27 protein-coding genes are annotated in these 25,569 nt (G+C 50.2%); 16 read left to right on the forward strand and 11 right to left on the reverse strand.

The features are described from left to right. Nucleotides 1-240 precede the first annotated feature (240 nt). A complete protein-coding gene (gene ccoG / locus OYT1_RS06760) occupies nt 241-1,563 on the reverse strand; it encodes a cytochrome c oxidase accessory protein CcoG (protein ID WP_232013133.1) in 1,323 nt (440 codons plus the stop codon). 238 nt (nt 1,564-1,801) lie between these two features. Between ccoG and OYT1_RS06765 the strand changes: the two genes are divergently transcribed. Then, nucleotides 1,802-3,229: an aminotransferase-like domain-containing protein gene (locus tag OYT1_RS06765; protein WP_062627159.1), complete on the forward strand. Its 1,428-nt coding sequence runs from the start codon at nt 1,802-1,804 to the stop codon at nt 3,227-3,229. A gap of 15 nt (nt 3,230-3,244) precedes the next feature. Here OYT1_RS06765 and OYT1_RS13560 read toward each other — a convergent pair whose 3' ends face one another. Genes OYT1_RS13560 through OYT1_RS06790 form a run of 5 tightly spaced genes read right to left on the reverse strand, consistent with a single transcriptional unit; the run spans nt 3,245 to nt 6,146 of the window. Continuing rightward, entirely contained in the window at nt 3,245-3,904 is a 660-nt protein-coding gene (locus tag OYT1_RS13560) for a hypothetical protein (RefSeq protein WP_145983680.1), read from the reverse strand. 22 nt (nt 3,905-3,926) lie between these two features. Further along, a complete protein-coding gene (locus OYT1_RS06775) occupies nt 3,927-4,550 on the reverse strand; it encodes a hypothetical protein (protein WP_172588518.1) in 624 nt (207 codons plus the stop codon). Between the two features lie 35 nt (nt 4,551-4,585). Beyond that, nucleotides 4,586-5,008 (reverse strand): GspH/FimT family pseudopilin, encoded by a 423-nt coding sequence (locus OYT1_RS06780; protein ID WP_062627162.1) that lies wholly within the window; start codon nt 5,006-5,008, stop codon nt 4,586-4,588. Next, complete coding sequence (locus tag OYT1_RS06785; protein WP_062627163.1) at nt 5,005-5,712, reverse strand: PilW family protein; 708 nt, start codon at nt 5,710-5,712, stop codon at nt 5,005-5,007. Before OYT1_RS06785 ends, OYT1_RS06780 begins: the two co-directional genes overlap by 4 nt. Continuing rightward, a complete protein-coding gene (locus OYT1_RS06790; RefSeq protein WP_110818387.1) occupies nt 5,712-6,146 on the reverse strand; it encodes a type IV pilus modification PilV family protein in 435 nt (144 codons plus the stop codon). The genes OYT1_RS06785 and OYT1_RS06790 overlap by 1 nt, the downstream gene beginning before the upstream one ends. 965 nt (nt 6,147-7,111) lie before the next feature. Here OYT1_RS06790 and OYT1_RS06800 point away from each other — a divergent pair. After that, nucleotides 7,112-7,387 (forward strand): type II toxin-antitoxin system RelE/ParE family toxin, encoded by a 276-nt coding sequence (locus OYT1_RS06800; protein WP_232013134.1) that lies wholly within the window; start codon nt 7,112-7,114, stop codon nt 7,385-7,387. Then, nucleotides 7,384-7,677, forward strand: a complete 294-nt coding sequence (locus OYT1_RS06805; RefSeq protein ID WP_197714066.1) for a helix-turn-helix domain-containing protein — start codon at nt 7,384-7,386, stop codon at nt 7,675-7,677. Before OYT1_RS06800 ends, OYT1_RS06805 begins: the two co-directional genes overlap by 4 nt. 40 nt (nt 7,678-7,717) lie before the next feature. On the opposite strand, the gene OYT1_RS06810 is transcribed toward OYT1_RS06805, so the two are convergent. Next, nucleotides 7,718-8,125 (reverse strand): hypothetical protein, encoded by a 408-nt coding sequence (locus OYT1_RS06810; RefSeq protein ID WP_062627166.1) that lies wholly within the window; start codon nt 8,123-8,125, stop codon nt 7,718-7,720. Nucleotides 8,126-8,273: 148 nt separating this feature from the next. Between OYT1_RS06810 and OYT1_RS06815 the strand changes: the two genes are divergently transcribed. After that, nucleotides 8,274-8,492, forward strand: coding sequence for a hypothetical protein (locus OYT1_RS06815; RefSeq protein ID WP_062627167.1), 219 nt, complete (start codon nt 8,274-8,276; stop codon nt 8,490-8,492). Nucleotides 8,493-8,516: 24 nt separating this feature from the next. Further along, nucleotides 8,517-8,723: a hypothetical protein gene (locus OYT1_RS06820; protein ID WP_084612029.1), complete on the forward strand. Its 207-nt coding sequence runs from the start codon at nt 8,517-8,519 to the stop codon at nt 8,721-8,723. 185 nt (nt 8,724-8,908) lie between these two features. Here OYT1_RS06820 and OYT1_RS06825 read toward each other — a convergent pair whose 3' ends face one another. Together OYT1_RS06825 and OYT1_RS06830 are read right to left on the reverse strand one after the other, a co-directional pair. Continuing rightward, nucleotides 8,909-10,174: an RES domain-containing protein gene (locus tag OYT1_RS06825; RefSeq protein ID WP_062627168.1), complete on the reverse strand. Its 1,266-nt coding sequence runs from the start codon at nt 10,172-10,174 to the stop codon at nt 8,909-8,911. 94 nt (nt 10,175-10,268) lie between these two features. Next, complete coding sequence (locus OYT1_RS06830; protein WP_145983681.1) at nt 10,269-14,465, reverse strand: helicase-related protein; 4,197 nt, start codon at nt 14,463-14,465, stop codon at nt 10,269-10,271. A gap of 236 nt (nt 14,466-14,701) precedes the next feature. Here OYT1_RS06830 and OYT1_RS06835 point away from each other — a divergent pair, with 236 nt between their 5' ends. The 11 genes from OYT1_RS06835 to OYT1_RS06885 all read left to right on the forward strand — a co-directional run bounded on the left by OYT1_RS06835 (nt 14,702) and on the right by OYT1_RS06885 (nt 23,492). Further along, nucleotides 14,702-15,601 carry a hypothetical protein gene (locus tag OYT1_RS06835; RefSeq protein ID WP_062627170.1) on the forward strand — a complete coding sequence of 300 codons (900 nt, stop codon included), beginning with the start codon at nt 14,702-14,704 and terminating at the stop codon, nt 15,599-15,601. Between the two features lie 114 nt (nt 15,602-15,715). Beyond that, the gene (locus tag OYT1_RS06840; RefSeq protein ID WP_088178224.1) at nt 15,716-17,089 is read left to right on the forward strand and encodes a hypothetical protein; all 1,374 of its coding nucleotides are present in this window, start codon (nt 15,716-15,718) and stop codon (nt 17,087-17,089) included. Beyond that, the gene (locus OYT1_RS13880; protein WP_232013250.1) at nt 17,089-17,421 is read left to right on the forward strand and encodes a helix-turn-helix domain-containing protein; all 333 of its coding nucleotides are present in this window, start codon (nt 17,089-17,091) and stop codon (nt 17,419-17,421) included. The genes OYT1_RS06840 and OYT1_RS13880 overlap by 1 nt, the downstream gene beginning before the upstream one ends. Next, nucleotides 17,331-18,344: a tyrosine-type recombinase/integrase gene (locus OYT1_RS06850; RefSeq protein WP_269460713.1), complete on the forward strand. Its 1,014-nt coding sequence runs from the start codon at nt 17,331-17,333 to the stop codon at nt 18,342-18,344. The genes OYT1_RS13880 and OYT1_RS06850 overlap by 91 nt, the downstream gene beginning before the upstream one ends. A 246-nt stretch (nt 18,345-18,590) precedes the next feature. After that, complete coding sequence (locus OYT1_RS06855) at nt 18,591-19,811, forward strand: tyrosine-type recombinase/integrase (RefSeq protein WP_062627173.1); 1,221 nt, start codon at nt 18,591-18,593, stop codon at nt 19,809-19,811. A 165-nt stretch (nt 19,812-19,976) separates the two neighbouring features. Further along, the gene (locus tag OYT1_RS06860; protein ID WP_456298209.1) at nt 19,977-20,204 is read left to right on the forward strand and encodes a type II toxin-antitoxin system RelE/ParE family toxin; all 228 of its coding nucleotides are present in this window, start codon (nt 19,977-19,979) and stop codon (nt 20,202-20,204) included. A gap of 11 nt (nt 20,205-20,215) precedes the next feature. Next, on the forward strand, nt 20,216-20,563 hold the full coding sequence (locus tag OYT1_RS06865) for a HigA family addiction module antitoxin (protein WP_062627175.1): 348 nt from the start codon (nt 20,216-20,218) through the stop codon (nt 20,561-20,563). 7 nt (nt 20,564-20,570) lie between these two features. Then, nucleotides 20,571-20,879, forward strand: a complete 309-nt coding sequence (locus tag OYT1_RS06870) for a helix-turn-helix domain-containing protein (RefSeq protein WP_062627176.1) — start codon at nt 20,571-20,573, stop codon at nt 20,877-20,879. 11 nt (nt 20,880-20,890) lie between these two features. Beyond that, nucleotides 20,891-21,511 (forward strand): hypothetical protein, encoded by a 621-nt coding sequence (locus OYT1_RS06875; protein WP_172588519.1) that lies wholly within the window; start codon nt 20,891-20,893, stop codon nt 21,509-21,511. Nucleotides 21,512-21,636: 125 nt separating this feature from the next. Further along, the gene (locus tag OYT1_RS06880; RefSeq protein WP_062627178.1) at nt 21,637-21,831 is read left to right on the forward strand and encodes a helix-turn-helix transcriptional regulator; all 195 of its coding nucleotides are present in this window, start codon (nt 21,637-21,639) and stop codon (nt 21,829-21,831) included. A gap of 8 nt (nt 21,832-21,839) precedes the next feature. Then, nucleotides 21,840-23,492, forward strand: coding sequence for a replication endonuclease (locus OYT1_RS06885; protein WP_062627179.1), 1,653 nt, complete (start codon nt 21,840-21,842; stop codon nt 23,490-23,492). A 124-nt stretch (nt 23,493-23,616) separates the two neighbouring features. On the opposite strand, the gene OYT1_RS06890 is transcribed toward OYT1_RS06885, so the two are convergent. After that, nucleotides 23,617-24,330, reverse strand: coding sequence for a hypothetical protein (locus OYT1_RS06890; RefSeq protein ID WP_062627180.1), 714 nt, complete (start codon nt 24,328-24,330; stop codon nt 23,617-23,619). Next, nucleotides 24,330-25,496, reverse strand: a complete 1,167-nt coding sequence (locus OYT1_RS06895) for an AAA family ATPase (protein ID WP_062627181.1) — start codon at nt 25,494-25,496, stop codon at nt 24,330-24,332. The genes OYT1_RS06890 and OYT1_RS06895 overlap by 1 nt, the downstream gene beginning before the upstream one ends. Nucleotides 25,497-25,569: the final 73 nt, after the last annotated feature.

Genomic DNA, 25,569 nt, shown 5'->3' on the forward strand with positions numbered 1-25,569 from the left:
TTCGCCAGATAAAGGGTTTCGTAGGTTTTTGCGGCAATCTGAAGCGACTAGAACGCGTTGGGAGAATTACCGCAGACATTAGGCGTTACCCCACCACCATAAAAAGTAAAAAAGCCACTGTTTTCAGTGGCTTTTTTATCGCCCATTGACCACTGCACGCCAAAATCAATGCCAGCACAGTTTTCGCACTAGCCCGCATACTCAACTATCTCCTGCGACAACCCAACGCTCCCCTTTATTTCAGAGTGATGGACCATTGAACACCGTGTTGTATTCTGCCTCAATAGCCGAGTCCTCTTGGCTGATCACATGAAATCTAATCGGCGTAGCGGCCTTGTTTATGTTGTTGCCGGGGGCTTTTACGAACACGGTAAATGAAGCGCCTCGCTCATGCGAAATGAATATTGGTTTTTCAGAGCCGATGATGCGTTGATCCTTTATCCCTCCGTCTGCGGTTACAGAGATATGTATATCTTTAGAGGTCTTATTCATTAACTTGAACTCATACCTATTCTGGATAGAGCCATCGCTCATACGCACAAACAGTGGCTGGCGTTCTGGCCTGACGTTAAGTGTTACGGATGACATGTGAGCTAGGCCGTACACGACCCCTAGGCATGACGCCAGTAAGAGGGATGAATAGACCCAAATCCAAGGATTATGGAGCCGCTTCTTCACCAGCTTGCCCTCGATTTCGTCCGGCGAGGCGTAGCGGATCAAGCCGCGCGGCTTGTCGATTTTGTCCATCACGGAATTGCATGCATCGATACACAAACCGCAGGTGATGCAACCCAACTGATGGCCTTGGCGAATATCCACCCCGGTCGGACAGACTTGCACGCACTGGTAGCAGTCGATGCAGTCGCCTTGTTGCGCGACGGCTTCATCCCCCTTGCGCAACTTGCCGCGCGGCTCGCCGCGATTGATGTCGTAGCTCGGCATAATGGTTTGCCCGTCCGCCATCACCGACTGAAAGCGCGCATAGGGACACATCCATTGGCACATCTGTTCGCGCATCAATCCGGCATACAGATAGGTTCCGGTAATCACCAGCGCCAGCGTTACCCAGCCGACTCGCGGCAGCTGGAGATGGATCAGCTTGTTCCAGTACTCGAACGCATCGACAAACCAGATGGAAAAACTAATGGCGGTGAGCAGCGATACGCCCAGCCAGATGGCGTGCTTGGATACTTTCTTGATGAGCTTGTCGGCATGCCACGGCGCATCATCCAACTTGCGCCGCGCGGACGGGCCGCCTTCGACTTTGCCTTCGATCCAGGTGAACAAATCCACCCATGTTGATTGAAAGCAGAAATATCCGCACCACACCCGCGATGCGATGTTGGTCACCGCGAACATCAGCATTGATCCCGCCAGCGCAAGCAACATTAACATCCATATATCGTCCGGCCTAACGGTCAGGTTGAAACAATGAAACTGGCTGTGGTCGATGTCGAACATGATGGCTTGCTTGCCGTTCCAGCGCAGGTAAGGCAACAACAGGAGCGGCAGCCACAAGCCAAGCTGCGCAAAGGTTCTGAGCGAACGAAAAAAACCGGGCATGCGTTTGGCATGAACGGTTTTCTCCCCGATATTGACCGGATACGACTCCAGCTCGCGGTATAACTCTGTGACTGCGCCGACTTACTGTTGCATGACTCCTCCCCCGGATCGTTGTACTGGCGATTGATACGCTGCCGCATGGTAGAGAGTTGGTCGATTTAGTAACAGAATCAGAATCTGGAAAAAAGACCGTATCAGATTCATAATCGCGGCCATTACAAACAAGCAAAACCGGAGCATGAAACGATACGAACAACTGGCCGACGACATCGCGCACTCCATCAGGGAAGGTTTGCTGGCGCGCGGCGAGAAGCTGCCTTCGGTACGGCAAGCCAGCGCTGCCCGCAAAGTCAGCCCCTCCACCGTGTTTCAGGCCTACTATCTGCTGGAAGCGCGCGGACTGATTTCGGCGCGGGAACGTTCCGGCTACTACGTCTCCGGCGGCACGCAACATCTGCCCCCGCTGCCCGAACCCGATATCAACAGCACCCCCGAAGCGACACAAGTGGATGTCAGCGAACTGGTGTTCGAGGTGCTGGAATCGACGCGCGCCCGCAAAGTTGTGCCGCTGGGGTCGGCCTTTCCCAGCCCGTTGCTGTTTCCGATGGCGCGTCTGGCGAAGACGATGGCGGCCTGCGTGCAGGCGATGGATCCGTGGCGCAGCGTGGAAGACATCAGCCCCGGCGATGCCGAGCTGCGCAGGCAGATTGCGCTGCGCTACATGATTGACGGTTTGCAGGTTTCCCCCGACGAAATCGTGATTACCAACGGCGCGCTGGAAGGGTTGAACCTCTGCCTGCAAGCAGTGACGCAACCCGGCGATACCGTGCTGATCGGCTCGCCCACGTTTTACGCGGCATTACAGGCGATTGAGCGCAATGGGTTGAAGGCGGTCGATGTGCCCTGCCACCCGCGCGACGGCATTGATCTGGCCGCGCTGCAACGCGCGCTTGAATTGCACAAACCTACCGCCTGCTGGCTAATGACCAATTTCCAGAACCCTCTCGGCAGCCTGATGCCCGACGACAAGAAAAAAGACATGGTGACCTTACTTGCGCGCCACAACGTGCCGCTGATCGAGGACGATGTTTACGGCGAACTGTATTTCGGCGACCAACGCCCCAAACCCGCGAAGGCGTTTGATACGGCGGGACTGGTGATGCACTGCTCCTCATTTTCCAAATGCCTGGCACCCGGCTACCGCGTCGGCTGGGCGGCGCCGGGGCGCTACGCAAAAACCGTCGAGCGTCTGAAACTCACCACCACGCTGGCAACTTCCGTCCCCGCGCAAATCACGCTCGCCGGTTATTTGAAAAAAGGCGGCTACGACAAACACCTGCGCGGTCTGCGCCACACCTTGCTGCTACAGCAAATCAAGTTCGTCGCAGCAATAGAGCGCCACTTCCCCGCAGGCACGCGCCTCACCAGTCCGAGCGGCGGCTATTTTTTATGGGTGAAATTGCCGGACGGGGTGAACTCGCTGGAACTGCATCGTGAAGCGTTGAAGAACGGCATCAGCATCGCGCCGGGGCCGATATTCTCTGCGCACAAAGGTTCTACAGATTATGTGCGCCTGAATTATGGACACCTCTGGAGCGACGAGATGGAGGGGGCGATTGCCGCCTTAGGACAGATCATTCACCGTTTGTCAATGAGGTCAGCATAGCCCATCTTAGAGTCGTCATGGGCGCACAATAACAAAGCGCCTAGAGCCAGCCGCTGCACCTCCACCTGTTGAGGAGCCTCCCGATGCTCCACCTGTATTCGCGCCATTACTACCCGATCCTTTACCACCCGAGTTATCACCACAGGTGTTGGAGCTAGCTGACTTTTCCTCTCCAGATTTTCCATCACCTGAACTCTTGTGATCATCCTTTCCATGAGACTCACCGCCATCAGATTTGTGATCAGAAGACTTGCTATCTTCTGATTTTCTATCCGAAGCACTGTGATCGTCCTCTCCATGGGACTCGCCGCCATCAGACTTGTGCTCAGAGGATTTGCTATCTTCTGATTTTCTATGACCATCATCTGAGTGCTCGTTGCCTGCCTCATGAGAGTTGCTGTCAGATTTATGGCTATCAGCCCCACTGCCACTGTTGCTGATCGACCCACACCCACCGGAGTTGCTCCGATGAGCTTTTGCAAACACTAATGTCTTTTTGGGTGGCAGGCTAGCAGCCGAATGCTCACGTTCGTGCTCACGTTCGTGCTCAGTTTTTTTATCATCGACTTTTCTGGATTCCGTTTTATCGTCCTCTTTCTTCGAGTCCGCCATAGCCGTAGAAGTCATCAAAAGTAACAAAGCCCCAAAAACGACCTTCACTGTTTTCATTTCCATATATCCTCCACTAGATTAACAACTACTGATAGGTTCCCACAAACTGACGCAAATAGCTTTTCGCCTTTCCATACTGTGAAGCCCCCGCACAATAAATATCGACGAATGCGGAATTATTCGGGTTCACTTCCAACTCAAGCCAAACAGCCACTTTTTGGGATGAGACTTCCTTGTCCCACGTACTGACACTCTTCGTCAGTCCACCCGCTGCTGTTTGAATGAATAGAAATGGGCGTATTTGATTGGAAATGAATAAATCGTTAATTCGCATACTCTGGATGGCGACGTCCACCCTCTGCGAGCTTAGTGTAGCTGCAGTTATCCCAGCCCCCTCACCCACAGCCACACGACGCACGGGTGAGGTAGGATTACCCGCTTTCGCGTAGAACGAGTATCCCAGCGGCAGCGTAGTGGGTGAGGTCGTCAGGTCTTGCCAACCCTCATCTCTGTCGGGTGCTCCGTTGCCATTGATGTCGGCCAGCAGGCTATCTACCGAAGCGAACTGTCCAGTGATGCGCCCAATTCCTGCTTCCGCCAGAGTTTGGGCAAGATTAGCGTCCCGCATACTGCCACCGACACGCTTGACTAGCATCGAGCGCTCGAAATAAGCGATTGTCATGCCAGCAACCAGCGCCATAGTCATCATGGCCATCACCAGCGAAAATCCTTGTTGCCGCCACCTCACTGGATCACCTGTCCCAATGGGCTGACGACGATCGTTCGCGGTGTTACTTTCTTCGATGAGACGCTTGCAATATTTACCGTTCCCGCCGTCGATGCCATCCCATACGAGTTGAATACAAATTTTTCTGTTCCTGATACGGCAACCCCCAATGGCAGAGTTGTCCGAATCGCACCCGCCGCACCATTCTGAATCTGCGACAAAACAGATGTGCTGTCGATCATCACGGTGACATCACTAGACAGCTCCATCGCGTGTGACCTCGCTACGCGTAAAGATTGTGCAATTGTTTGAGTCGTCTGCGAAACCTTGTTATTAGCCATCATGTGAGACATGCCGCTAATCGTCATGACAGACAGGATCGCGACAATCGCCACCGCAATCATTAGCTCGAGCAAAGTAAAACCCTGATTGGTTTTCAAAGTACATTCCTTGGGAAAACGACCCCGCAAACACGCGCAGTGCGATAGTGCAGCAAGGTATCTTTGTCATCAGGATTGATATAGGAGGGGTCGGGCGAGCGCGCTCGAGTTTCCACACATATCTCGTATCCGCCGTCTGGGCTCGAGCTTGCCGCCATCTGTCTAGCACCACCAATGGTGAGCGGCCAAACATCAATATTAGCAATGCGTGCCGTCCGATCTGAAACGACCACTAGACTTTGTACGGGGGCAACGGAAAGTTCAGCAACCGTCGGCGCAACTGCCAGTGTCATGTTCCCCGAATTGCCATCCCACGCAAAACGCACTGCATTATTACTAAAAGGCGAAATATTGTTCGGCCAGATTTTGTACCCAACAGGCAACACCCCACTAACAGTCACAGCATCATTTTTTTGGGCAAGCTTACCTGCCGGGTTGGGGTTGGTAACACCGGCAGGATAAGCAATATCGAACTGGGGACAGGCAGTACAAACCTCAGCTTGCAACAAAAACTCAGAGAGAATCTTGTACACCACTTGGGCATCTTCTTCAGCAGAGGCCAGATTGTCCTGTTGAATAATCAGTTTCGCATTCGATGACAGCATGGCGCCCGATACCAGCGCAACGATAATTCCCAGAGCTAGCCCCACCATAAGCTCCGTAAGGGTAAATCCTCGGCATTGGTTTGGCAGGGGAATGGGCATCAATAACTCACGGTACACAGCGGATTGACCGCTTGCGCCTGTCCGGATTCCTTGTAGGGCACATTGAGCCCTATCGTCAGGACGGCATGTGCCGGAAGCGCATTGATACCGACAACATTACCCTGAGTATCCTCGACACGTTTCAAGGTAATCTGGTAGGTTCTACGCGTTTCGGGTGAATAAATATTCTTGGGAAAAGCGGCAAGCGAAGCAGCCACCGCATCACGGCTTTGATTGGAAATTGCAATCAGAGGCTGCATCGCCTGCATTCCTGCCGTCGTCGCTGCATGTCGCGACGACGCATCCTTCTGCATGGCCATGCCCATCACTTGGCTACCGACAAAACAAAACGCAGCGATCCCCAAAATCAGCGAAGCAACCATTGCCTCGACAATTGAGAATCCTGCTTGCCTTGATTGCGTACGAAGAATCATCTCAGCAGACAGGAGCGCACCTCTGCAGCTTCCAATTTATGTACATCGCAAACCTCCTGCATCTTTAATAGTAACTTTCAAGGCACTCACAGCGTCTGCGGGTAATACACGCAAACTCGGGAACTTCACACACACCTGTCTCATCGGCAACCGCGCCTTAAGCTTTAGTGCTGATAAGCAGAATCTTGGCTTGCTCCCCTCTTAACTCTTCTCCTCGCAAGCCTATAGTATGGCCGGCCTCGCCGTAATACATGATGCGCAAGTAGGCACACCGCGTCGGGTGCAGCCCAACTGGGGCTTGCCACCGCTAGAAATAGCTTGCAGATGCTCAACTGTCTCATCGTTGCGTGCAATTTACAAAATCTCCGGCACACATAGGCAAGCTGGCTGGCGCAACAGGGAACACCGTTAAATGTGCTGCAAGAATTAGGTAGTTGGGAGAGCGAATCAATGGTCAGACGTTATGCCCATTTGTCTCAACCAGTGCTAATTGAGCATTCAGAATTAGCAGCTACGATGCTCAATGGCACAACTGGAAGAAAAAAAGGTCAGCGATAATTCGCTAACCTTTTGATTTGTTTGGTGGGTCGTGCGGGGATCGAACCTGCGACAAACGGATTAAGAGAAGCCCACCATAAAACTATTTATTATTACAATCATTAACTTGTAACGCTTGCCGCTGTGCCATTCCAGTCTAAATCAGTCCCAATCAGGGGTAATTTGCTTGTGTCATGGCACAAATTTGGCACAGTCTGACGGAGTCAGTCTGTGTCCTCGACTTCGCACAATAGCGGCGCTTTTGTGCCCATTGGATATTTCTCAGTCTGGGAACGCCAGTCTGTGGCAACCCCTTCGCAGGTGCGTAGCATCTGTGGCAGCACCTTGCTTACTGTTAACATATTTGTTAATCTAATCGCATGGACTACACCATCACCTATTACAGTGCAGCGCTCCAAACGGAGATTATGTCTCTGCCCGAGACGTTACAGGCACGCTACATCGGATTGACTGCGAGGATGATGGTATATGGGGCGAATCTCGGCGAACCGCATACCAAAGCCTTTGGGGATGGCTTGTTCGAGTTGCGCCTCAAAGGAGCGGAAGGCATCGCCCGTGTGTTTTATTGCACGCTGGTCGGTCGCCAGATCGTCATGCTGCATTGCTTCGTCAAGAAGACGCAGAAAACACCGCTTAAGGAACGCCTGACTGCCCAAAAACGAATGATGGAGGTAAAGCTATGAAAACCATGACCCACGAACAAATGGTCGCCAAGATGATGGGAAATCCCGCTGTGCGCGCCGAACATGAGCGACTGAACCGCGAAGACTTCGCCGTCTTAGACGAGATCCTTGCCGCTCGGCGCGAGGCGGGTTTAACACAAGCACAGATCGCTGAACGCATGGGAACCAAAGCCCCCGCCATCGCCCGCCTCGAAAGTGCGCTGGCTAGCGGCAAGCACTCGCCCAGTCTCAGCACCTTGCGCAAATACGCGGCTGCATTGGGTAAGCGCGTAGAGGTGCATCTGGTTTAGCACCCCATAAATCTGGCGGCACTAATGCACTGCACGAAACTTAGCGTAGCCCGTCGATAACCTTCACCAGTGCCGCATAGTTGGCTTGATCATAAGCACCATCCATCACGCAAGAGTGGCGGGTTTGAATTTCAAAGCGGGCATGGAAATTGGAATAGCCCGTTCTCATCGCTCCTTCGACTGCGCGCAACACAAAAACGGGCGGCATGCCCATATCGAACTGGTCTGCGGTGATGTCTATAATCAGCCCGTCGCATACCAGCCAAGCGTGGCTATTGATCTCGTCGCTCCTGCCAGCAACATACTCGACACCCTTGAACCCTTTGCGGCCCAGCCATTCACCTTGCAGAACAGACGCATTGCCGCAGGCGCCACGGGGGAAAGATTGCTGGCCTTCCAGCTTGTGGGCGATTTGCGACGGATGAGCGTAGATTCCTGTTTCGCGCATTCGCCCATCTACTAAATTTAGTCGCTGCCCCCCAATTGCCGGAAAACAAGTATTTTACTTAAAATACAAATAGTTGTATATTTGCGCCCCCATCAAACCTCTGTTATAAGCATGCCTACCCTATCTCGGGTTTCTTCAGGGAACTTATATGTCAGCATATCTAAAATGCGTGATTGCAAATGCAGCAGCAGTTCAAAAAACTCGTCAACGAAGGGCTTTCTTCAAAGAGATTAGCGCGCCATTCAGGGTTGCGCTGCCTTGGGTGCTGATTTCCATTTTCGTCCTTGAAGTTTTCTCCCGGTATTTGGAGATCACACGCATGGATGTGGCGAATCTGGCTACAGCAATACTCCACAATTTCAAGTAACAGACAATTACAGGATCAAATATCATGGCTAAAACCCCAGCAAATCATGGCAAACAATGGACGCCGCAAGATATCGCAGGTTTAAAGAAAGAGGTGAGAGCAAACACCCCAACAAGGTTAATTGCCCTGCACCTTGACCGCACAGTAGACGCCGTATATGCCAAAGCAAGCAATCTCAACATTTCCTTGGCACCGACAAACCAGTCACCCGACAAGCGGCGGGGGCATTAACTCCAAAGTTGATGGGTTGGTGGCCTGTATCCTGGCATTGCCGCAGGCACCACGGGGAAAGGAGTGCAGGCCTCCCAGCATGGGGGCGATTTGGCCAAGACACGTCGGATGAGGGTGGCATCTTGCCGGATTAGTGCTTCGTCGCTGAGGTTCAATCCGAGGCCCACCCTTTTTGCCTACGCAAATTAACGACTGGCGTTTTCCCGCCGCCTGAGTTCTGATAACTCCCAAGGATCGAAGCTGTTTTTTTCTTTCAGTTTTGGAATGACCAAGTCCGGTTCAAATCCGACTAGTTTTTTCTCTACAGGTTTGCACAATTTCAGCATATCCCCAAATGGGTAAGGAAATACATCGCTTTCTTCGCTCGGAAATAGCACTACACATTTTCCAGTCGGATTTCTTGTGCTCCGAAAAACCACGCCGTCTACATGAAGCACCGTCCTGAAATATTCGGACACCACCTGTGCAGGAATATAAGCAAGTTGTGCAACATCACCCGCCGGAAGAGGCCGACAAACTGTTGCAATGAATTCCTGCAAAAATCTATGCCCCGCACGATTTTGAATATTTTCCCTATCAAAAAAGCTTGGACACTCTCCAAGCGATGACAAATCGATAATTTCCAAATCCTTTCTGGTCTGCCACGCGCTGATGTAAGCAACATGTATTACGCTAGGTGCATCACTGCACACTTCAGCACATGCAGTAAGCTGATCGAATGCCGCATAGAAATAGGGAATCCCAGGAGGATTCATACGTCCAGCAGCCGCCTTCTCGGCGGAAGGTGCGCCCAAATCTTTCACATCGTCGAAGACCTCACCATTTTTTGCAACCCGAACCCGATAGACCATTTTTCCTTTCTCTACATTTTTTCTCAGACCCCTTTCTTTAAGTTCTTCACCCAATATCTTCAATATTTCCAGAGCAGAATGTCGCGGCAATAGGAGCTTATCTTTGGCCTCCATGCTTGCAAGAAAAAGGAATCGCCGTCGATACGAAATCACAGCCGCAAACTCTATCCAACTCCCGATCAGGGCTTCGCCGTGAGGGTCTGCCACTTTTGTATTCCATGCAACTTCATCGTTCCCAAATCCAGCCAAATCTCGCAACATATCAGCCAAATCACCGATTAGCCTATAGTCAGAAGCAAATCCCCCTGAATCCCCCTGATAATCGAATACCTCTGCCAACATGCTGTTCGTGTCCGTATACAGACAAACAATATCGTACTTGACACCATCAATCTCGAGGAGACTAGGCACACTAGCCTCATACACGTCTTTAATATACCCAAACATGTAGTTGGCCACTTCATTCGCGGAACGAACCGGTTGATTTTTCAATCCGCAATAGCTGCAACTGCCCCGCTCCTCAGATGCATTTACCCAATCACTTAGCACTTTGTCACCACGCAAGCACTCTGGACAAACGAATTTGATCTTCTCACTCATTAGTACCCCTTATTACATCGGCCATTCCATCTACAAGATCACGCAAAGTCATTTGCAACCAAACAAAGGGGCTAAGCTCAGGTATGGGAACACATCAGAAACGTATTTCTACCTCCAATTCAGCCTGTCGTCCTCGTTTGATTGCCCAAACGTAATGCCATTGATCCATCTGTTCCTGCTTAACTACTGCGAATCCAAATCGCTCTAGTCCCACAACAAATTTTTGTCTATCGGCATTTTCAGTCGGGTGATAAATCAACAACTGCCCACTCGGCTTGAGAGTCCGATATGCCTCAACGAGATAATCTTTTACGTTGGCGCCAACTAACGACAGACAATAAACTGCCACATCAAGAATAGAATCGTCCAGTGGCGTATGCGCCATATCGCACGCCACCACACTTGGGCTGATTGCAACATGGTCGAACGAGTGAACGGTGTACTCATCGCGCAAGGCGATTGCCAACTGCGCTTGCCCACAACCGAAATCACCAACAACCGAACCGAGAGAGAGGTTTTCTATGATGTGCTTGATGCACTCATTACGAGGAATATGCTGCCATTCGCGCTCTTGCTCCTGAAGTTTGGTCTGGAAATAACACCATTCTTCTGGATTTTCCTGAAGACGCTCGTGCGTTTTGTGCGAAAGCTCCTCACTCCAGTGAGAGCGTAATTTCGGAAGCTCGCCATATTCTGCCAATCGCCTTTGATTCTGAACTTTATCTGTTTCATCCAGTGGGACGCGAATAGACTTTCGGTCAAACTCAGCTATTCCTTCCTCAGTCAGACGCTTCAACCACCCCATCCAATATCCCGCCGCCTTTTCCGGTGTTAGCTGGCTGGTTGTATCAGGTATCTCGCCATCCACTGCCGCTTTGGCTATATCGCGCTTATTCTCAATGCGTCGGAGTTTTGCATCACACCAACTCCATTCCCCGCCTTCACTGAGTACCGCATATGTTTTGGGAATATGAATATCGAGAGAGTTGAATTTGAAACCCTCGCGATCAAAACGCCCTACTGCCTGTTCATAGTCCGTGTTTGTCCAAGGCAGAGTTGCAAAAATCACGTTGTTGCAAATGAACTGCAATCCATCAATTCCCGTTCCTGCCGTCTTGATTGAAGCAAGCAACACATCCACCTCGCCATGCTTGAATTGATCGAGCATATCCGCAAAGCCAATTTCTGTCGCAAGCTTTTCGTCTCCCGTATAAACGCCCACAGAGAAGCCAGCCTGTTTGGTCGCTTCAACCAGAAACGGAATAATGTCTTTAACGTAATCGGTAAACACCACCGTCTTCGGACGCAAATATTGGCTAATCACGGGCCATCTTGCCCGCACGAGAATCGCCTCTACTTGTTGCGGATGCGGCTTCGTCCCCAATGCCAGCAAGGCATCCAGTGACGGCGTACAATCGACTGGATGGATTTTTGGTATCCGATCAGAACGATATTTCGGCATCATTCTGAAGCCCATCGTGGTGAACTTCTGGTAGAGCTTCATGCAGTTCTGAACATTCGTTTCAGTCTGAATATCTCGATGCTCCAAACTGCTCACCAGTTCAATAAGAGACTTGCCTTCCTGCAAGTTATTGATGATTGGTGTAGCTGACATCCCCAGCACTCTTGGCTTAGGACGATTGTCTGGCACATCGGTTATCAAGCCGTTAATCATTCGGCGGCGCTGACTTTCCGACTGTGGATCGCGTTGCTTCACCTGGTGAAGCTCATCAATCACAACAAAGTCAATGGCATTGGCTTCAATGAATCGCTTTAGTGCACCTTCGGTTCTATCCTGAAACATTTCATGGTTCAAAACCAAGTAACGCGGATACCCCAAGCTGCCCCATTCCGGCTGCCATGTTTTCTCACACACATCAGAATCTGGGAACGCATTGCGAATTGCCTGCCCCCAACCTGGAACCGTTGCATTGGGACATGAAATCACTGTGAGTTGCGAACCGATGACCCGACTCGCCAAAATCGCGGATAGTGTTTTCCCTGTGCCAGTTCCGCTCAAATTGAGCACTCGCCCATCCCTGATAACCTTGTAGGCGATCAACAACTGCATCAGCTTCGGCCTGCGAACTTCCCCATCCGCATCTTTGAAAGCATAACCTGCTGGCAGGGGCAACTGCTTGCTGCGCGTGTACTCTTCCAAAAAAGTATCGCGTGCTAATTCGCTATACTGGTTACCTTGGTGTTGTTTGGCTTCTTCAATAGCCGCTGCTTCATCCTCAAAACAGCGCCGCCACAACTTGCCTGCCGCTTTTGCCACCAAAAAATTCAACGCCTCTTCGTCACTCGATGTTTGAACAAGCAACTCGCTGGCTTTTTCCAATGACGCAAGGGTTTCAATAGCTCTTGGCGCGGGAAGATTTTGCTCTAAGTCCTCGCGGTATTCATCGTCCTGCTTATTTTCAAGCTTTGATTTGTGATCCTTTTTCGGGTAGCTCTCGCCAATGCTGGCGTAGGCATCTTCTACCGACTCAATCTCTGGATCAAGTAGAGCTTCAACCAAATCCGCCTGTCCACCTGATGCCCACCGTTTCACCTCCTCGCGAGGCAAATTGCCGGACTGCATCGCAGCAACCAGATTATCAAACTGCCGTTCACGGCTGGCATTTTTACCGCTCTTATTGATACCCTGCTGCTCAAATAACACGTAGATTTCTGAGGGCGTCAGCGTGTGCAAAGCATCACCAAGTGACTGTACAAATGCACGCACAAACCTCAGTGTCACCCTGTGCTTCACTTTGTCATATTTCAATCCGTGCTGCCTAGCAACTTCGAGCCATGTCAGGCCTTTTCCATAAAGTCCTGATCGCGTTATGATTGTGATGATGGTGTTCGGGTTCGGCGCATGAGATTGACACTCCGCAATAGTCGGCATGATGTCGGGATGCCCCTCTTTGGCAGCCACCTCATGTAGAAATTGTCCAATTCTTTCATCCGTCCAGTAAGTTCGAGAACCATCCTCAGCGACCTTCTGTCCTTGATAGATAAGCCCAGCAAGCTCGGCCACCTTCGACTGACCGCCAAATCTACCTACTGCACCATTCAGGTCATTCCGGCCACGCGCTCTCATTTCAAGCTGCATCGGCATCAAGTCGGGCTTGCCGATTTCTTGCGCAAAAGCTTTCAGCTCGTGTATCAGTTTTTGAACAGTCCATCTGCTCGAATTAATTAACTCCTTGTTTGTGTCAAGACCAAGTTTTTTTGCCAAGTCAAATCGTTCCGCGCTGGACAGAGCAGCATTGCCATGATTTTCAAGGTGGAACACTTTCCGCAACGCCAGCAGCATATTGGGGTGACGCGCCGCCAACTGCTCATTTGAGGGTAGTTCAATTTGACTCTCTTGCTTCGCAAGTAAAGAGTGAATAGCTGGTATTAACCATGTTTCGCTATAGATGTTGGTTACCAGCCCCTTGTATTTGGCTTCGATTTGGCGAACACGCTCACGAGTCATAGCAATGGCAGGATCTTTGGCTACGCTTTCTAGCGTTGCACCTTCAAACCGCCGACGACAAATATCTGCATCCCGGGGGGTCGAAAGGATTTTTTGAATTTGTTTTTCATATTTTTGGCACAGCACCATTTCTGACTCTGGCACTGATTGATAGGATTCAATCAGCGGCTCGAAAACTCCCGGATAGAGAAATTCAAGTTCATCAATCATCGCCAGATTTTTGTTGTGTGTAGGAGTAATGCTTCCTGAGCTATTGCTTGTGACATCCTTAACAAGTGCATCCAACTCAAGAGCACATTTACTTCCAAAATTTGCAATAGCCTTAAATCCCCTCACACCCTTTTCGCCACTATCTAGGTATTCCCCCACAGTAAGGAAGGGAAGAGACTCACTCCCTGTAGTTATACAGTTTCTCAATCGCTTCGATACAATTGACTGGTTGATTAACTCAGGAAAGCTCATTGCACGAATTGTATTGATCCGAAGATTCTTCTCCTCGGAAAGAGTTTCAACGGCAATATCAGCCGGCATTTCCAAAAATAGATCATTCGCCTCAGCAATTACTCTATGCAAATCATCTAGGGTTTTTCTACCAAACGCAGGCAATCGCATCATCAAAGATTGCCCATCACTACCTGCGTCAATATATTCGCCGATCGTATGGAATGGCAGACGGTTACCATGTCGCAGTAGTATGTGGCGCAGCCGCTGAGAAATTGGAGCGTAAGAATGCAAACGCTCATGTGCATCTATTAGCTCTAAGAATGTCAATGTGTTGACCTTACTAAGTGACCTAGCGTTGGAATTTATTAACTCAGCCAAACTACCTCCATAGCATCGTGACTACACTACAAGAAATTGATAACGATTTACCTTCTAGCACTATTCCGTGCACAAACCGCGTAGCAGTGAAACTGGGCAGGGATTTGGCGGTGACCAAGGAACGAACTCCTAATCAATTCCTCAACTTTTTCCGAGAATACTACGCCAATAGTCGGAAATCACGCCACTCTCACAAAGGACATTTACTCTCCACTAATTAATTTTGGAAAATTACTATGTGCAATCGCAAAATTATTCAACTTGCCAGCCGCTTCGCCACCCTGCTCGCGCCAGAATGCGGAGCTGTGCTCGCCCGCTGTAAAGCCGAGAAAGCAGGCTGGTTTGCAATGCCCACCGATGTGGAGGAAGCCACTAAACGGCTAGGTGTAAGCGACTTTTATGTCATCGCTTACGAAAACGAAGCGCGCATCCATCTATGCATCCACAAGTACTATTTTCCCGAAAACACCGAAGAGGCCATTCGGCAACTGGATGAAGAATTTCACTCTTTGACGGAAAGCGAGCTTGGTGCAGAGCTAGATGCCTTTGCTCAAGAATTTGCCAACGATGAGTCAGAGTTGCTAATTTTCTTCCCCAGAACCGAGAAGGAACGCCAAGCTGCCCGTGAAGCATTCGATGCGCTGTCAGAAGCGGAGCAAAAGCAAGAAACCATTCGTGCCCAGTACTTCCTGATTTTTTTCAACGCCTATTTTTACAACATGCTTTCCCTCATGGTGCATGGACAAAAACTGACAACGCTGGTGCCGCTAGCAATTCAGGGTGACCAAGAGGCATTTTGCAAAGCGGTGCAGATTGATCGCAACTTGCTGTTGGGGCATCCCTATTTCAAGGAAACCCATAGTCGCCTGATTCGTGGCAGCGATCCGGCTTTTTTTGAACTGCTCAACTATCGGCTGAGTAACGCAACCACGCGCGGAAAAATCAGATTCCCCGCGCTGTACATGGTGTTCGCCACGCTTGATAGTTTTCAGTGCTTGGATGCGTTGACCGCTGGGGAAATCCTCGATATTTGTGATGAGGCAGGGTTAGACCGCTTCCAGAATCGCATCGAGGATGAAAACAATCTCGTCCGCCGACGAATTGAATATCGTGCCATGCAGAAACGATCAAAATAGTCCATGCACTCAAATAGAATTTCACTGCATTCAGTTCAAGGCACTTGATGTAGAGAATCCACATCCGTTGCGACAAGCCAATCCGGCATGGTCGCCCAAGCAACGGAGGATTCCATGTCCAAACCCAAAAACCAGCCTTCGGACATGTCCGAGGGCGTTTCCTTAACTTCCCCTAGCCCAGCAACCCACGAACGAGCTGCGCTTGCTAACGACGGCGGGGATGCGCGCGGCAGCGCGCGCACCGCTGGCGGCAGCAAGCGTGGCGACTTTCAGGGTGCGCCGCCCACTAACAGAGCACCCTTAAATTACATTCACGAAGAAACCCAGCTTTTGCGCTTTGGGGTGGATAGTCTGTATTTGTCTTATCCCGGCGTGATGTCTGACGAGTGGGATCAGAAACTTGCCCGCCTAAAAACTCTGGCGCAACAGGAGGAAGAGGTCGCCCAAGCCGTTGCCCAAATATCCATCTGCGACCACTTGTTTGAAGTGCGGGATCGTGGCGCTGGGCGATTCTCTTACGTGTTGGTGGATAACGCCTTTCGCATACAGGCAAGCAACGCCCGCTCGAAGTCGCTGCCCTTGGCCTATGTGCAAATTTCTAGCGAATATCTTACCCATGCTGGGATCGAACAGGCGGAAACGGCGTTGCGCTATGTGGTCAATACGCTGGGGCTGGTCAGCGAACCGGCCAACGTCAGCCGAGTGGATTTATTCGCTGATTTCTCGGCTAGCTGCGAAATGGATGCCTTTGAACCGCTACGCGACTGGGTGACGCGGGTGGAGTCCTTATCTCTGCATTACAGCTACGGCCTGTTTTCAGGGTGGAGCTTCGGCTCGGGCGGCGACATTGTGGCGCGTCTGTATAACAAGACGCTGGAAATCGAAAAGAAGTCAAAAAAGTTCTACCTGCATGATCTGTGGCAACAACAGGGCTGGGATGGCAACTGCCCAGTGTGGCGGATGGAGTTTGAGGCCAAGCGCAATGCGCTGGTAAGTTTGAACCTGCCGAAGCTATCTGACTTACTCCCCAATCTGGCCGCGCTGTGGCGTTATCTCACGGAAAAGTGGCTGCGCCTGACCATCCCCATTGAAACCGACAGCAATCGCACCCGCTGGGGAAATCATCCATTGTGGGATTTCATCACCGAGGCATTCGATACCGAGACAGAAACGCCCAAGTTAGAGCGTTTCTACCCCACCCGCTTACCGCAGGATGAGCGGCTATTCGTGCATGGCTTGGGTGGTCTTACTTCGTTCATGGCAAGTCGTGGCATTGAAGATATGGGCGAAGGTATTGGCGAATATTTTCATCAGGCCAAGGAATACCACGCCGTGCGTTCGGGCAAGCATAACGGGATTGAGCGTTACGTCGGCAAGAAGGTAAAGGGCAAGAATCGCCGCTTCAATACCGTTCAAAACCCAGATGGCGCACCGCCGTTTGATGAGGCGGCCAGTGCTGCCTATCGCAAAGCGTCGAATGGTGAATGATGGAAACGCTCAATCTTGAACAAGCTGCCAATTTCCTCAAATTGCATCCAGAAGAGTTGCGTTGTCGCGCCAAGTCGGGGCGCGTGCCTGCGGCCAAGGTGGGCAAGCGCTGGGTATTTATCGAATCCGACCTTGCCGATTATGTGCGCTCGCTCTATGCTCCTCCTCGGCAAGCGTTGCGAGTGACTTCTGGAAAGGAGAACATTTTATGTCACTCAAAAAACGCGGTAACACGTGGTACATCGACTTTGTCGCACCCTCCGGCGAGCGCGTTAGATGCTCTGCTGGCACTACCGACAAAACCCAAGCGCAGGAACTGCACGACAAGTTGAAAGCTGAATCATGGCGTGTCGATAAGTTGGGCGAAAAGCCCGCCTACACTTGGGATGATGCCGCTTATAAGTTCTTGATGGAAACAACGCACAAGGCGACTCATAAGGATGACAAGTCGCGCTTGCGCTGGATACAGCCCTATCTCACAGGAAAAGTGCTGCGGGATATTGATCGGGAAATGATAAGTCGCATCGGGGAGATCAAGGCCAAACAGTCCAGCCCCGCAACAGCTAACCGTATTCTGGCGCTGATCCGTTCGATCATTCGCCGTGCGGCGCTAGAGTGGGAATGGATTGAGAAAGTGCCAAGGATACGGCTTTACAAGGAAGCTAAACGTCGCGTGCGATGGCTTACGCCCGAGCAGGTGAAAACGCTGCTAGTAGAGCTGCCTCCCCACCAGCAGGACATGGTGCTGTTTGCGTTATCAACTGGATTGCGGCAATCCAACGTAGTCCAATTGGAATGGTCGCAAGTGGATATGAATCGGCGAGTAGCGTGGATTCATCCCGATCAGGCGAAAGCGCGGAAAGCGATTCTTGTCCCGCTGAATTCGGTAGCGATGGGAGTTTTAACGCGTCAGGTCGGCAAGCATCCTGAACGAGTCTTTACCTATCACGGCAAGCCAGTGGCTTGGGCGAATACGAAGGCTTGGACAGGTGCGCTCAAGCGTGCAGGGATCGAAAACTTTAGATGGCATGATCTCCGGCACACATGGGCAAGCTGGCTGGCGCAACAAGGAACGCCGTTAAATGTGCTGCAAGAATTGGGCGGCTGGGAGAGCGAATCTATGGTCAGACGTTATGCCCATTTGTCTCAACCAGTGCTAATCGAGCACTCAGAATTAGCAGCTACGATGCTCAATGGCACAAATATGGCACAACTGGAAGAAAAAAAGGTCAGCGATAATTCGCTAACCTTTTGATTTGTTTGGTGGGTCGTGCGGGGATCGAACCTGCGACAAACGGATTAAGAGTCATAATACTCACCTATTTTAGCGATATTTACATTCCATTAGGTTGTTTTAATATCACCGCAACATTCTGTTATATTTGCATTTTATTTATATGTGTTGTTTTAATTACCCATTGCGCAATTGCAGCACTTTGATATTATCGGTCTACTAATGGTCTACTAATTTAATTAGTAGACCGCCAGACCGGAGAGTGCCATGTCTCAAAAGCTCACAAAATCCTTTATTGACTCAATCCCCCTAGCAGCTTCAGGGCAGACCTTTTACCGTGATAGCGAGTTAAAGGGCTTTGGTCTTCGAGTAGGCACTACCGGCAAGGTTTATATCGCCGAAACCAAAATCAACGGCAAAGTGGTTCGCACAACCATCGGCAAGCACGGCGTATTCACCACAGAGCAAGCCAGACTACGAGCGCGCGAGTTGTTATTGATGATGGCGCAAGGCACCAACCCTAGCGATGTAAAGAAAGAGGCTAATGCTCGCGGCATTACATTAGAGCAAACTCTGGCTGACTTTCTCGGGGCTCGCAAAGCACTCAAACCCCGAACCATTCATGACTATCAGAAGTGCTTAGATGTATACCTCGTCGATTGGAAGAAGAAGCCGCTCCATGACATCACCAAAGACATGGTAGCCAAGCGCCATGCAAAAATCGGTGAGCGTAGCCAAGCACAAGCCAATTTGACAATGCGCTATCTGCGCGCCCTATTCAACTTTGCCGCCGGACAATATGAGAACAGCAAAGGTGAGTCAGTAATATCAGACAACCCCGTCAAGCGCCTATCACAAACCCGCGCGTGGTATCGCATCGAGCGCCGCCAGACAATCATTAAAACCCACGATCTTGCTCCGTGGTATCAGGCCGTAATGAATATAAAAAATGATACCAAGGGAAAAAATCGGGAAACGATTCGAGACTATCTCTTGCTTGTACTTTTTACTGGACTACGCAAGGAGGAAGCCGCCTGCCTGACTTGGGACAATATAGACCTGCGCGCCAAAACACTCACAGTGCTAGAAACCAAGAACCACTCAGACCACACACTCCCATTGCCCGACTTTCTGTATGAACTATTAGTTCACCGCAAGGCGAGTGCGGTAAATCAATTTGTATTTCCGAGTGCGAATGGCAATGGCCGTATCACTGATCTTACTAGGCAGATGAATAAAGTAATTCTCGATTCAAGCGTGACGTTCACCATCCATGATTTGCGCCGCACGTTTATCACCGTCGCAGAAAGCTTAGATATTTCCGCATACGCTTTGAAACGCCTACTCAATCACAAGATGAATGGCGACGTGACAGCAGGATATATCGTGTCAGATGTAGAACGTCTGCGAGAGCCCATGCAACGTATCGCAGTTCATCTCGCAAACACAATGGGCATTCCAGCGACTCCCAGACAGTTAGCAATATAATGCCGAAACAAGTATCGCCGTCTGTTCAACTACGACGCCCCCTACCTTCACCATCAGGCAAAAAATGATGACGATTGACAGTACTAACGCCATGCAATACTATTCTCGAAAATGATCAAGTCGTTTTCAGACAAAGCCACTGCGGCCATATTTTATGGGAAGTTCGTGCGCCAACTTCCCCAAGACATACAAGCTACGGCAAGACGCAAACTTAAGCTAATCGATGCAACTAGCCGCATCGAAGAGTTGAGGATTCCACCCGGCAATCGTCTTGAGTTGTTAAGTGGTGATCGAGCCGGACAATGGAGCATTCGCATCAACGATCAATGGCGAATCTGCTTTAACTGGCAAGACGGCCACGCTGAGAACGTCGAGATCGTTGATTACCACTAGGAGAAGTTGAAATGAGTATTCAGCGCGAAGAATTGAACGCCATGACATGGGACGACGTTTCCACTGGTGAGAGCCTTGCACCCATCCATCCGGGTGAGGTATTGCTGCAAGATTTCATTGAGCCGCTAGGACTAACCCGCTACAAGGTGGCAAAGTTCACCAGCGTCCCTCAGAGGCGCATTGATGAAATCTGCGCGGGTAAACGTGCTATCACGGCAGATACCGCTATGCGTCTAGGCCGTTTGTTTGGCATGTCTCCACAAACATGGATGAACCTGCAATCGCAGTACGACCTTGAGGTCGCCGAACATGAACTCGGCGACAAGATCGATCACGAAGTGATGCCGCTGGCTGCCTAACATAGCGATGACCCCACAAGAACTTGTGCAACGCGATGCCTCCCGTGACCTCGGCGCGGAATTGCTCGAATCTGTTCGCCAAATGAAGGCAGGGCACGCTGCCAAGACCCACCACATTGATGCTCCGCTGGCATTAACTGCGCGCATGAAATCCGGTCTTTCACAATCTGACTTCGCCAAACTGTTCGGAGTTTCCCTGCGTACTCTCAAAGGGTGGGAGCAAGGACACAAGAATCCCGGCAGAGCGGCAAGAACGCTGATTGCAATTGCAGAGCGCCATCCAGACGTGCTGCGCGATCTAGCTGTGCATCCCTAGCATCTATGTACTTGGAAGACTCCGATTATCAGACGGTTTGGCAACTTGCTCACTCTTGGGCTAAACAAACCGAAAGCACCAGTGGGGATGTCAGCGCAGAAGTTCGCCGCAACATCCACCGAATCTTGATTGCTATCCGTAATGACATCATTTCCGTACGCACCCCAACGGGAATTTTATTTGCCGACGATAGCACCCTGACCTTCTTCCTTGAGTTTCGCCATTACCTAAAGTTTAGAAAACTGCTACTCCAGAGTAAGTTTGAAGTCGGATATTTAGAAAAACTATACGTTTGGAGACCTGAGGTTATTCGCTGGTGCAACAATCATCAGTTGTCCATCCCGCATATTTGGCAAGATGAAGTGGACAATCCTGACGATACCGATCCCGAAGCACATTGGTATCATCAACTGACACCCCGACGCAAAAGAATCGCAGGGGCGCTGTTCATCGCACAACGTCTTTGGGATGAGGATCAACTGCTGGATTACCTCGATGTATACAACCATCCAGATATGATTCGGTTCGATAAACCCCGGAGTTTTAATACCCTAGAGTCGTTCAAGGAGTGGGCTAAGAATATCGCTCCAGTCAAAGCTAGAACAGGCGGCAAGCGTTCTAAATCAATGTGATACAGAGATAACGTTTCACCATCAGAAATCCCCGAGTTTTTAACACAGAAAAACTCCCCCTTTTTCTCCTGCGCCAACCCTGCAAAGCTGCCTCTGTCTTTTTCAACCTGACAGGAGTTACAGCCATGCAAAACAACCTACTTACCACCAAAGAAGCCGCTCCCATTTTGGGCGTGAGCGTCGCCTTTCTAGAACGTGACCGCTGGGCTGGGGCGCGGGTGCCTTTCATCAAAATAGGCGCTCGGGCAGTTCGCTATCGCTATAGCGATCTGCTCACCTATATCGACTCTTGCCGCCGCCTCTCCACTAGCCAGTATTGAGGTGTGCTATGCACACTTCAATACATGACACCCGCGAACTCGTCGCGCCAGGTGAGGTCATCGCTGAACGCATCCTCGATATGCTGGATGAGCCTGACGAAACCGACAGGGTATGGCGGGCAAAGATATTCCGGGGACTGCCTCGGCGATTCGCCAAGCATGTCGCGCACGAGTATCAAGAGAATTACATCTTCGATGGTCGCCGCGCCGCCAATCTCAAGCTACTCGGACATTTTGAACGCTGCGCACATGGCGATATCCCATTGGATGCAAACGAGGACGAATTACAAGCGCTGGCAAAACGCATCGCCCTCGATTTCCGGCAAACCGCTTGGCTACTCGACGACACCGAGGCGGTCATTCGACTATGGAAGCAAGCGGAGCAAATCGGTGTGCGCCCTCCTTCACCTGATAACCAGAAAATCACCATTAAAGGCGCACTTGCGCGCCTGACTGACGAAGGCTGGTGGCTACGCGCATTACGTCGCGCCCAAGCAATCAACCTTGAAACCGAAGCCAGAACGCTTGGCCTTGTTCATAAAGGCGCAGGCATCTACATCAGCGACGAATCGCTGACTCGACGCAGACATCAAAAGGCACGCAATCATCGCGTCTTGGATGGACTCACGGCCTGCAACGAACTCGGGCAGCAATTCACATTGAGTGAACTAGCTGAGTTGGGTGTCTCGAATCCGCGCATTCGGCGTAGTGAACTCATGGTGCGCATCTATGGCTTTGAACTGATTGCCGACGATCTCGGCCATGTTGGGGAGTTCTACAGCCTCACCTGCCCATCGCGTATGCACTCGCACCTCGCCATGAACGGCAAGTCCAATCCTAAATTCGATGGCACTACCCCCGCTCAGGCGCAGAAATATCTCAACAAGGTATGGCAGCGCATACGCGCAAAGCTGGATCGCCACGGCATCAAGCCCTACGGCTTCCGCATCGCCGAACCTCAGCACGACGGCACTCCCCACTGGCATTTCCTGCTGTTCATGGAGTCCGGCCAAACGAAATCAGTGCGGGAGATTTTTCGGCATTACGCGCTGCAAGAGGATGGGAATGAGCGCGGCGCAAAGAAACATCGCTTCACTTTCATACCAATCGATAAGAGCAAAGGCTCGGCAGTGGGTTACATCGCCAAATACATCTCCAAGAACATCGACGGATTCGGCTTAGAGACTGATACCTACGGCACCCCCGCCGAGCAAGCTGCGGAACGGGTCGAGGCATGGGCTTCCACATGGGGCATACGCCAGTTCCAGCAATTCGGCGGCGCACCTGTTTCCATCTGGCGCGAACTGCGCCGCATAGATAACGCTCCCGATGGCATTCTCAAGCAAGCCCACGAAGCCGCTGACTCAGGAAAATGGTCATCTTTCATCCAGCTTATGGGCGGTATCACCACACCACGCAAAGAGCAGCCTATCCACCTAAAGCGCGAATTTATCGAAGATCCGGGAAAGTATGGCGAACCTATCGGTTACCAAACTATCGGGGTTGAAACCACCGATGCAATGCTGAAAACACGCCTGCATCAGTGGACTATTGAGCGAGTCACAACAGCTAGGCTACCCGCAACGGCTCGCGATGGATGCGCGCCCCGCGCGCACCAGCGGGAGACGGGCGGCGTAGCCGCCTTGGAGTTCTGTCAATAACTGTACGCTGAGATCAAAGAATCCAGAAATTCCAATCTAGACTGGATTAGAGGACACTTAATGACTTGAAAATAACTTCCTGTTGATGCTTATGCGACCAACAAGTTTTGAGCTGAAGTGAATTTTAGACATCCACACTTGGCGGAGCCAAGCTTAACTCTAGCGCGTCCACAAATTTCTTCAATGCTTGGATATCGGCGGATTTTTCAAGATACAAGCAGTCATAGTCAAGCTTGGTGGCAATACTGTAGGTGTCATCCAATCGTTTGGTATATCGCTTGGAAACAGAATTTAGAACCCTATTAATTGATTGGGCTGGATGCCTGATACTTTCTACGACTCCATCGCTTATCTCAGAGCCCAGAATTTCAATCACCCTTTGTTCTGTTAAATTTTCATCAATCCTTTGGAAAAAGGATGGGACAGCAAGAAACCAGGCCTCGATTTCTTCCACAGCCACAATCAGCCTTACGTAAATACCCCATTCTCTGGACTTTTCTTCAAAGAATGCTTCTAGAGCTCGATAGTCTATTGGAACACCACTTCCTGAATATCTGTCTCTAAGGCCATACACGGCATATACATTCTTCTTCTTGAATTCCTGCCACCTAGATAGAATGTAGCTATTGACTGAGTTGTCGCCCTCGGCATTGAGGATGGTTATTACAATGTCTGCATTTTCGATCGAAACCCCGCGGCATCCAATGGTCGAGACAATGCCGTTACGGAGCTTCTGATGAGTTACATGAACGCTGCTTAATGATACGAGCTTATCAATAAATTGTTGGGTAAAAATCAGCTCCGTCTGCCCCTCAACCACAAATACAATCGTTTTCATTACTGACTACTTTTAATGGTTTTAGAAAAAAATCCATTTTGGAAGAAGTCGAAATTACTAAACCCATATTGTATAAAGTCATCAAATATTTCAGCTGAGTTGAGCTGATTAAATGTTCTTATATTTCCACCATCCCTCTCAACCACGCACCAATATTTGATATCAACTCCGTTCATTACAAACTTGTCATTTGAAGTCATCACCAGCTGAGAATATTTATTTCTATCTAACTCGTATTCGCTAACTAGGAGATTAATTAGCCTGGATGATCTATCGAAGTCTAGTCCTTCACCAATATCATCAATTACTAGGCAGTGCGGTTTTTTTCCAGCTACTGCTGATTGCAGTCTAATAAGCGCGCCAATTGCCCTAAACATTCCAGATGACAATTCATACTGAGGAAGCTTTTTCTTTACGCCATCCTCTACAACGTAAATGTAATACGCGCGATCTAGTAGCTGTATAGCTGCCGGAACTCCTTGAATAGGCTGGATGCCAATCTCTGATACATTGAACCCAATTTTTCGTATGTTTGCGCAAATCTGACGGGTAAAGTCACGCCCCCATTTTTCAACTCCAAGTCTGAATAGAGACACTATATCGTCATCTAACTGATTATCTCTCAGCTGCTTTAGAGTTGCCTTATCTATCGCGCTAAATGTTTCTTTGGGTTTTGTAGATGCGAAATCAACAAAGTGAGAATTTAATGCCCACTCGTGCAAATACTCAAGAAAGCTATGCTGCTCACTGTCTCTTCTTGATGTTACAGCCAGCTGATCCTCTGGAATCTGAACATCTATAAAATCATTAACCTTATCAAACCAAAGCCTACCCCTGCCACCGGCTCCTCGAGAAAGCCTTAACTCATTCTTTAGCAGGAGCTTCTCACTTTTTACTTTTCTTTTATACAGTTCTAATTCATAGGTAATAAACGGTTCATTGTTCTTGTCGGAGAATTGAACAATATAATGACCTGTTTCGAGGGCTGAGGGTAAAACCCGACCATCGAATAGCCGCGACAATCCAATTACTATCCTAAGAATTCGTGATTTCCCTGTTGCATTCTTTCCGACAACCAGATTTATCGTGCCAAGCACAAGATCTGGGAGATTCCAACTAAACTCCTCCTCCTTGTACTCTGTATATTTCAAAGAATGCAGTCTCATTTTTGGTTGCCTTGGAAGTTATCTTCGAAATGTACCATGCTTGCCTCGACGAATGCGACTAGTCAGGGGGAAG

The sequence above is a fragment of the Ferriphaselus amnicola genome (assembly GCF_000974685.2).
Lineage (GTDB): Bacteria > Pseudomonadota > Gammaproteobacteria > Burkholderiales > Gallionellaceae > Ferriphaselus > Ferriphaselus amnicola.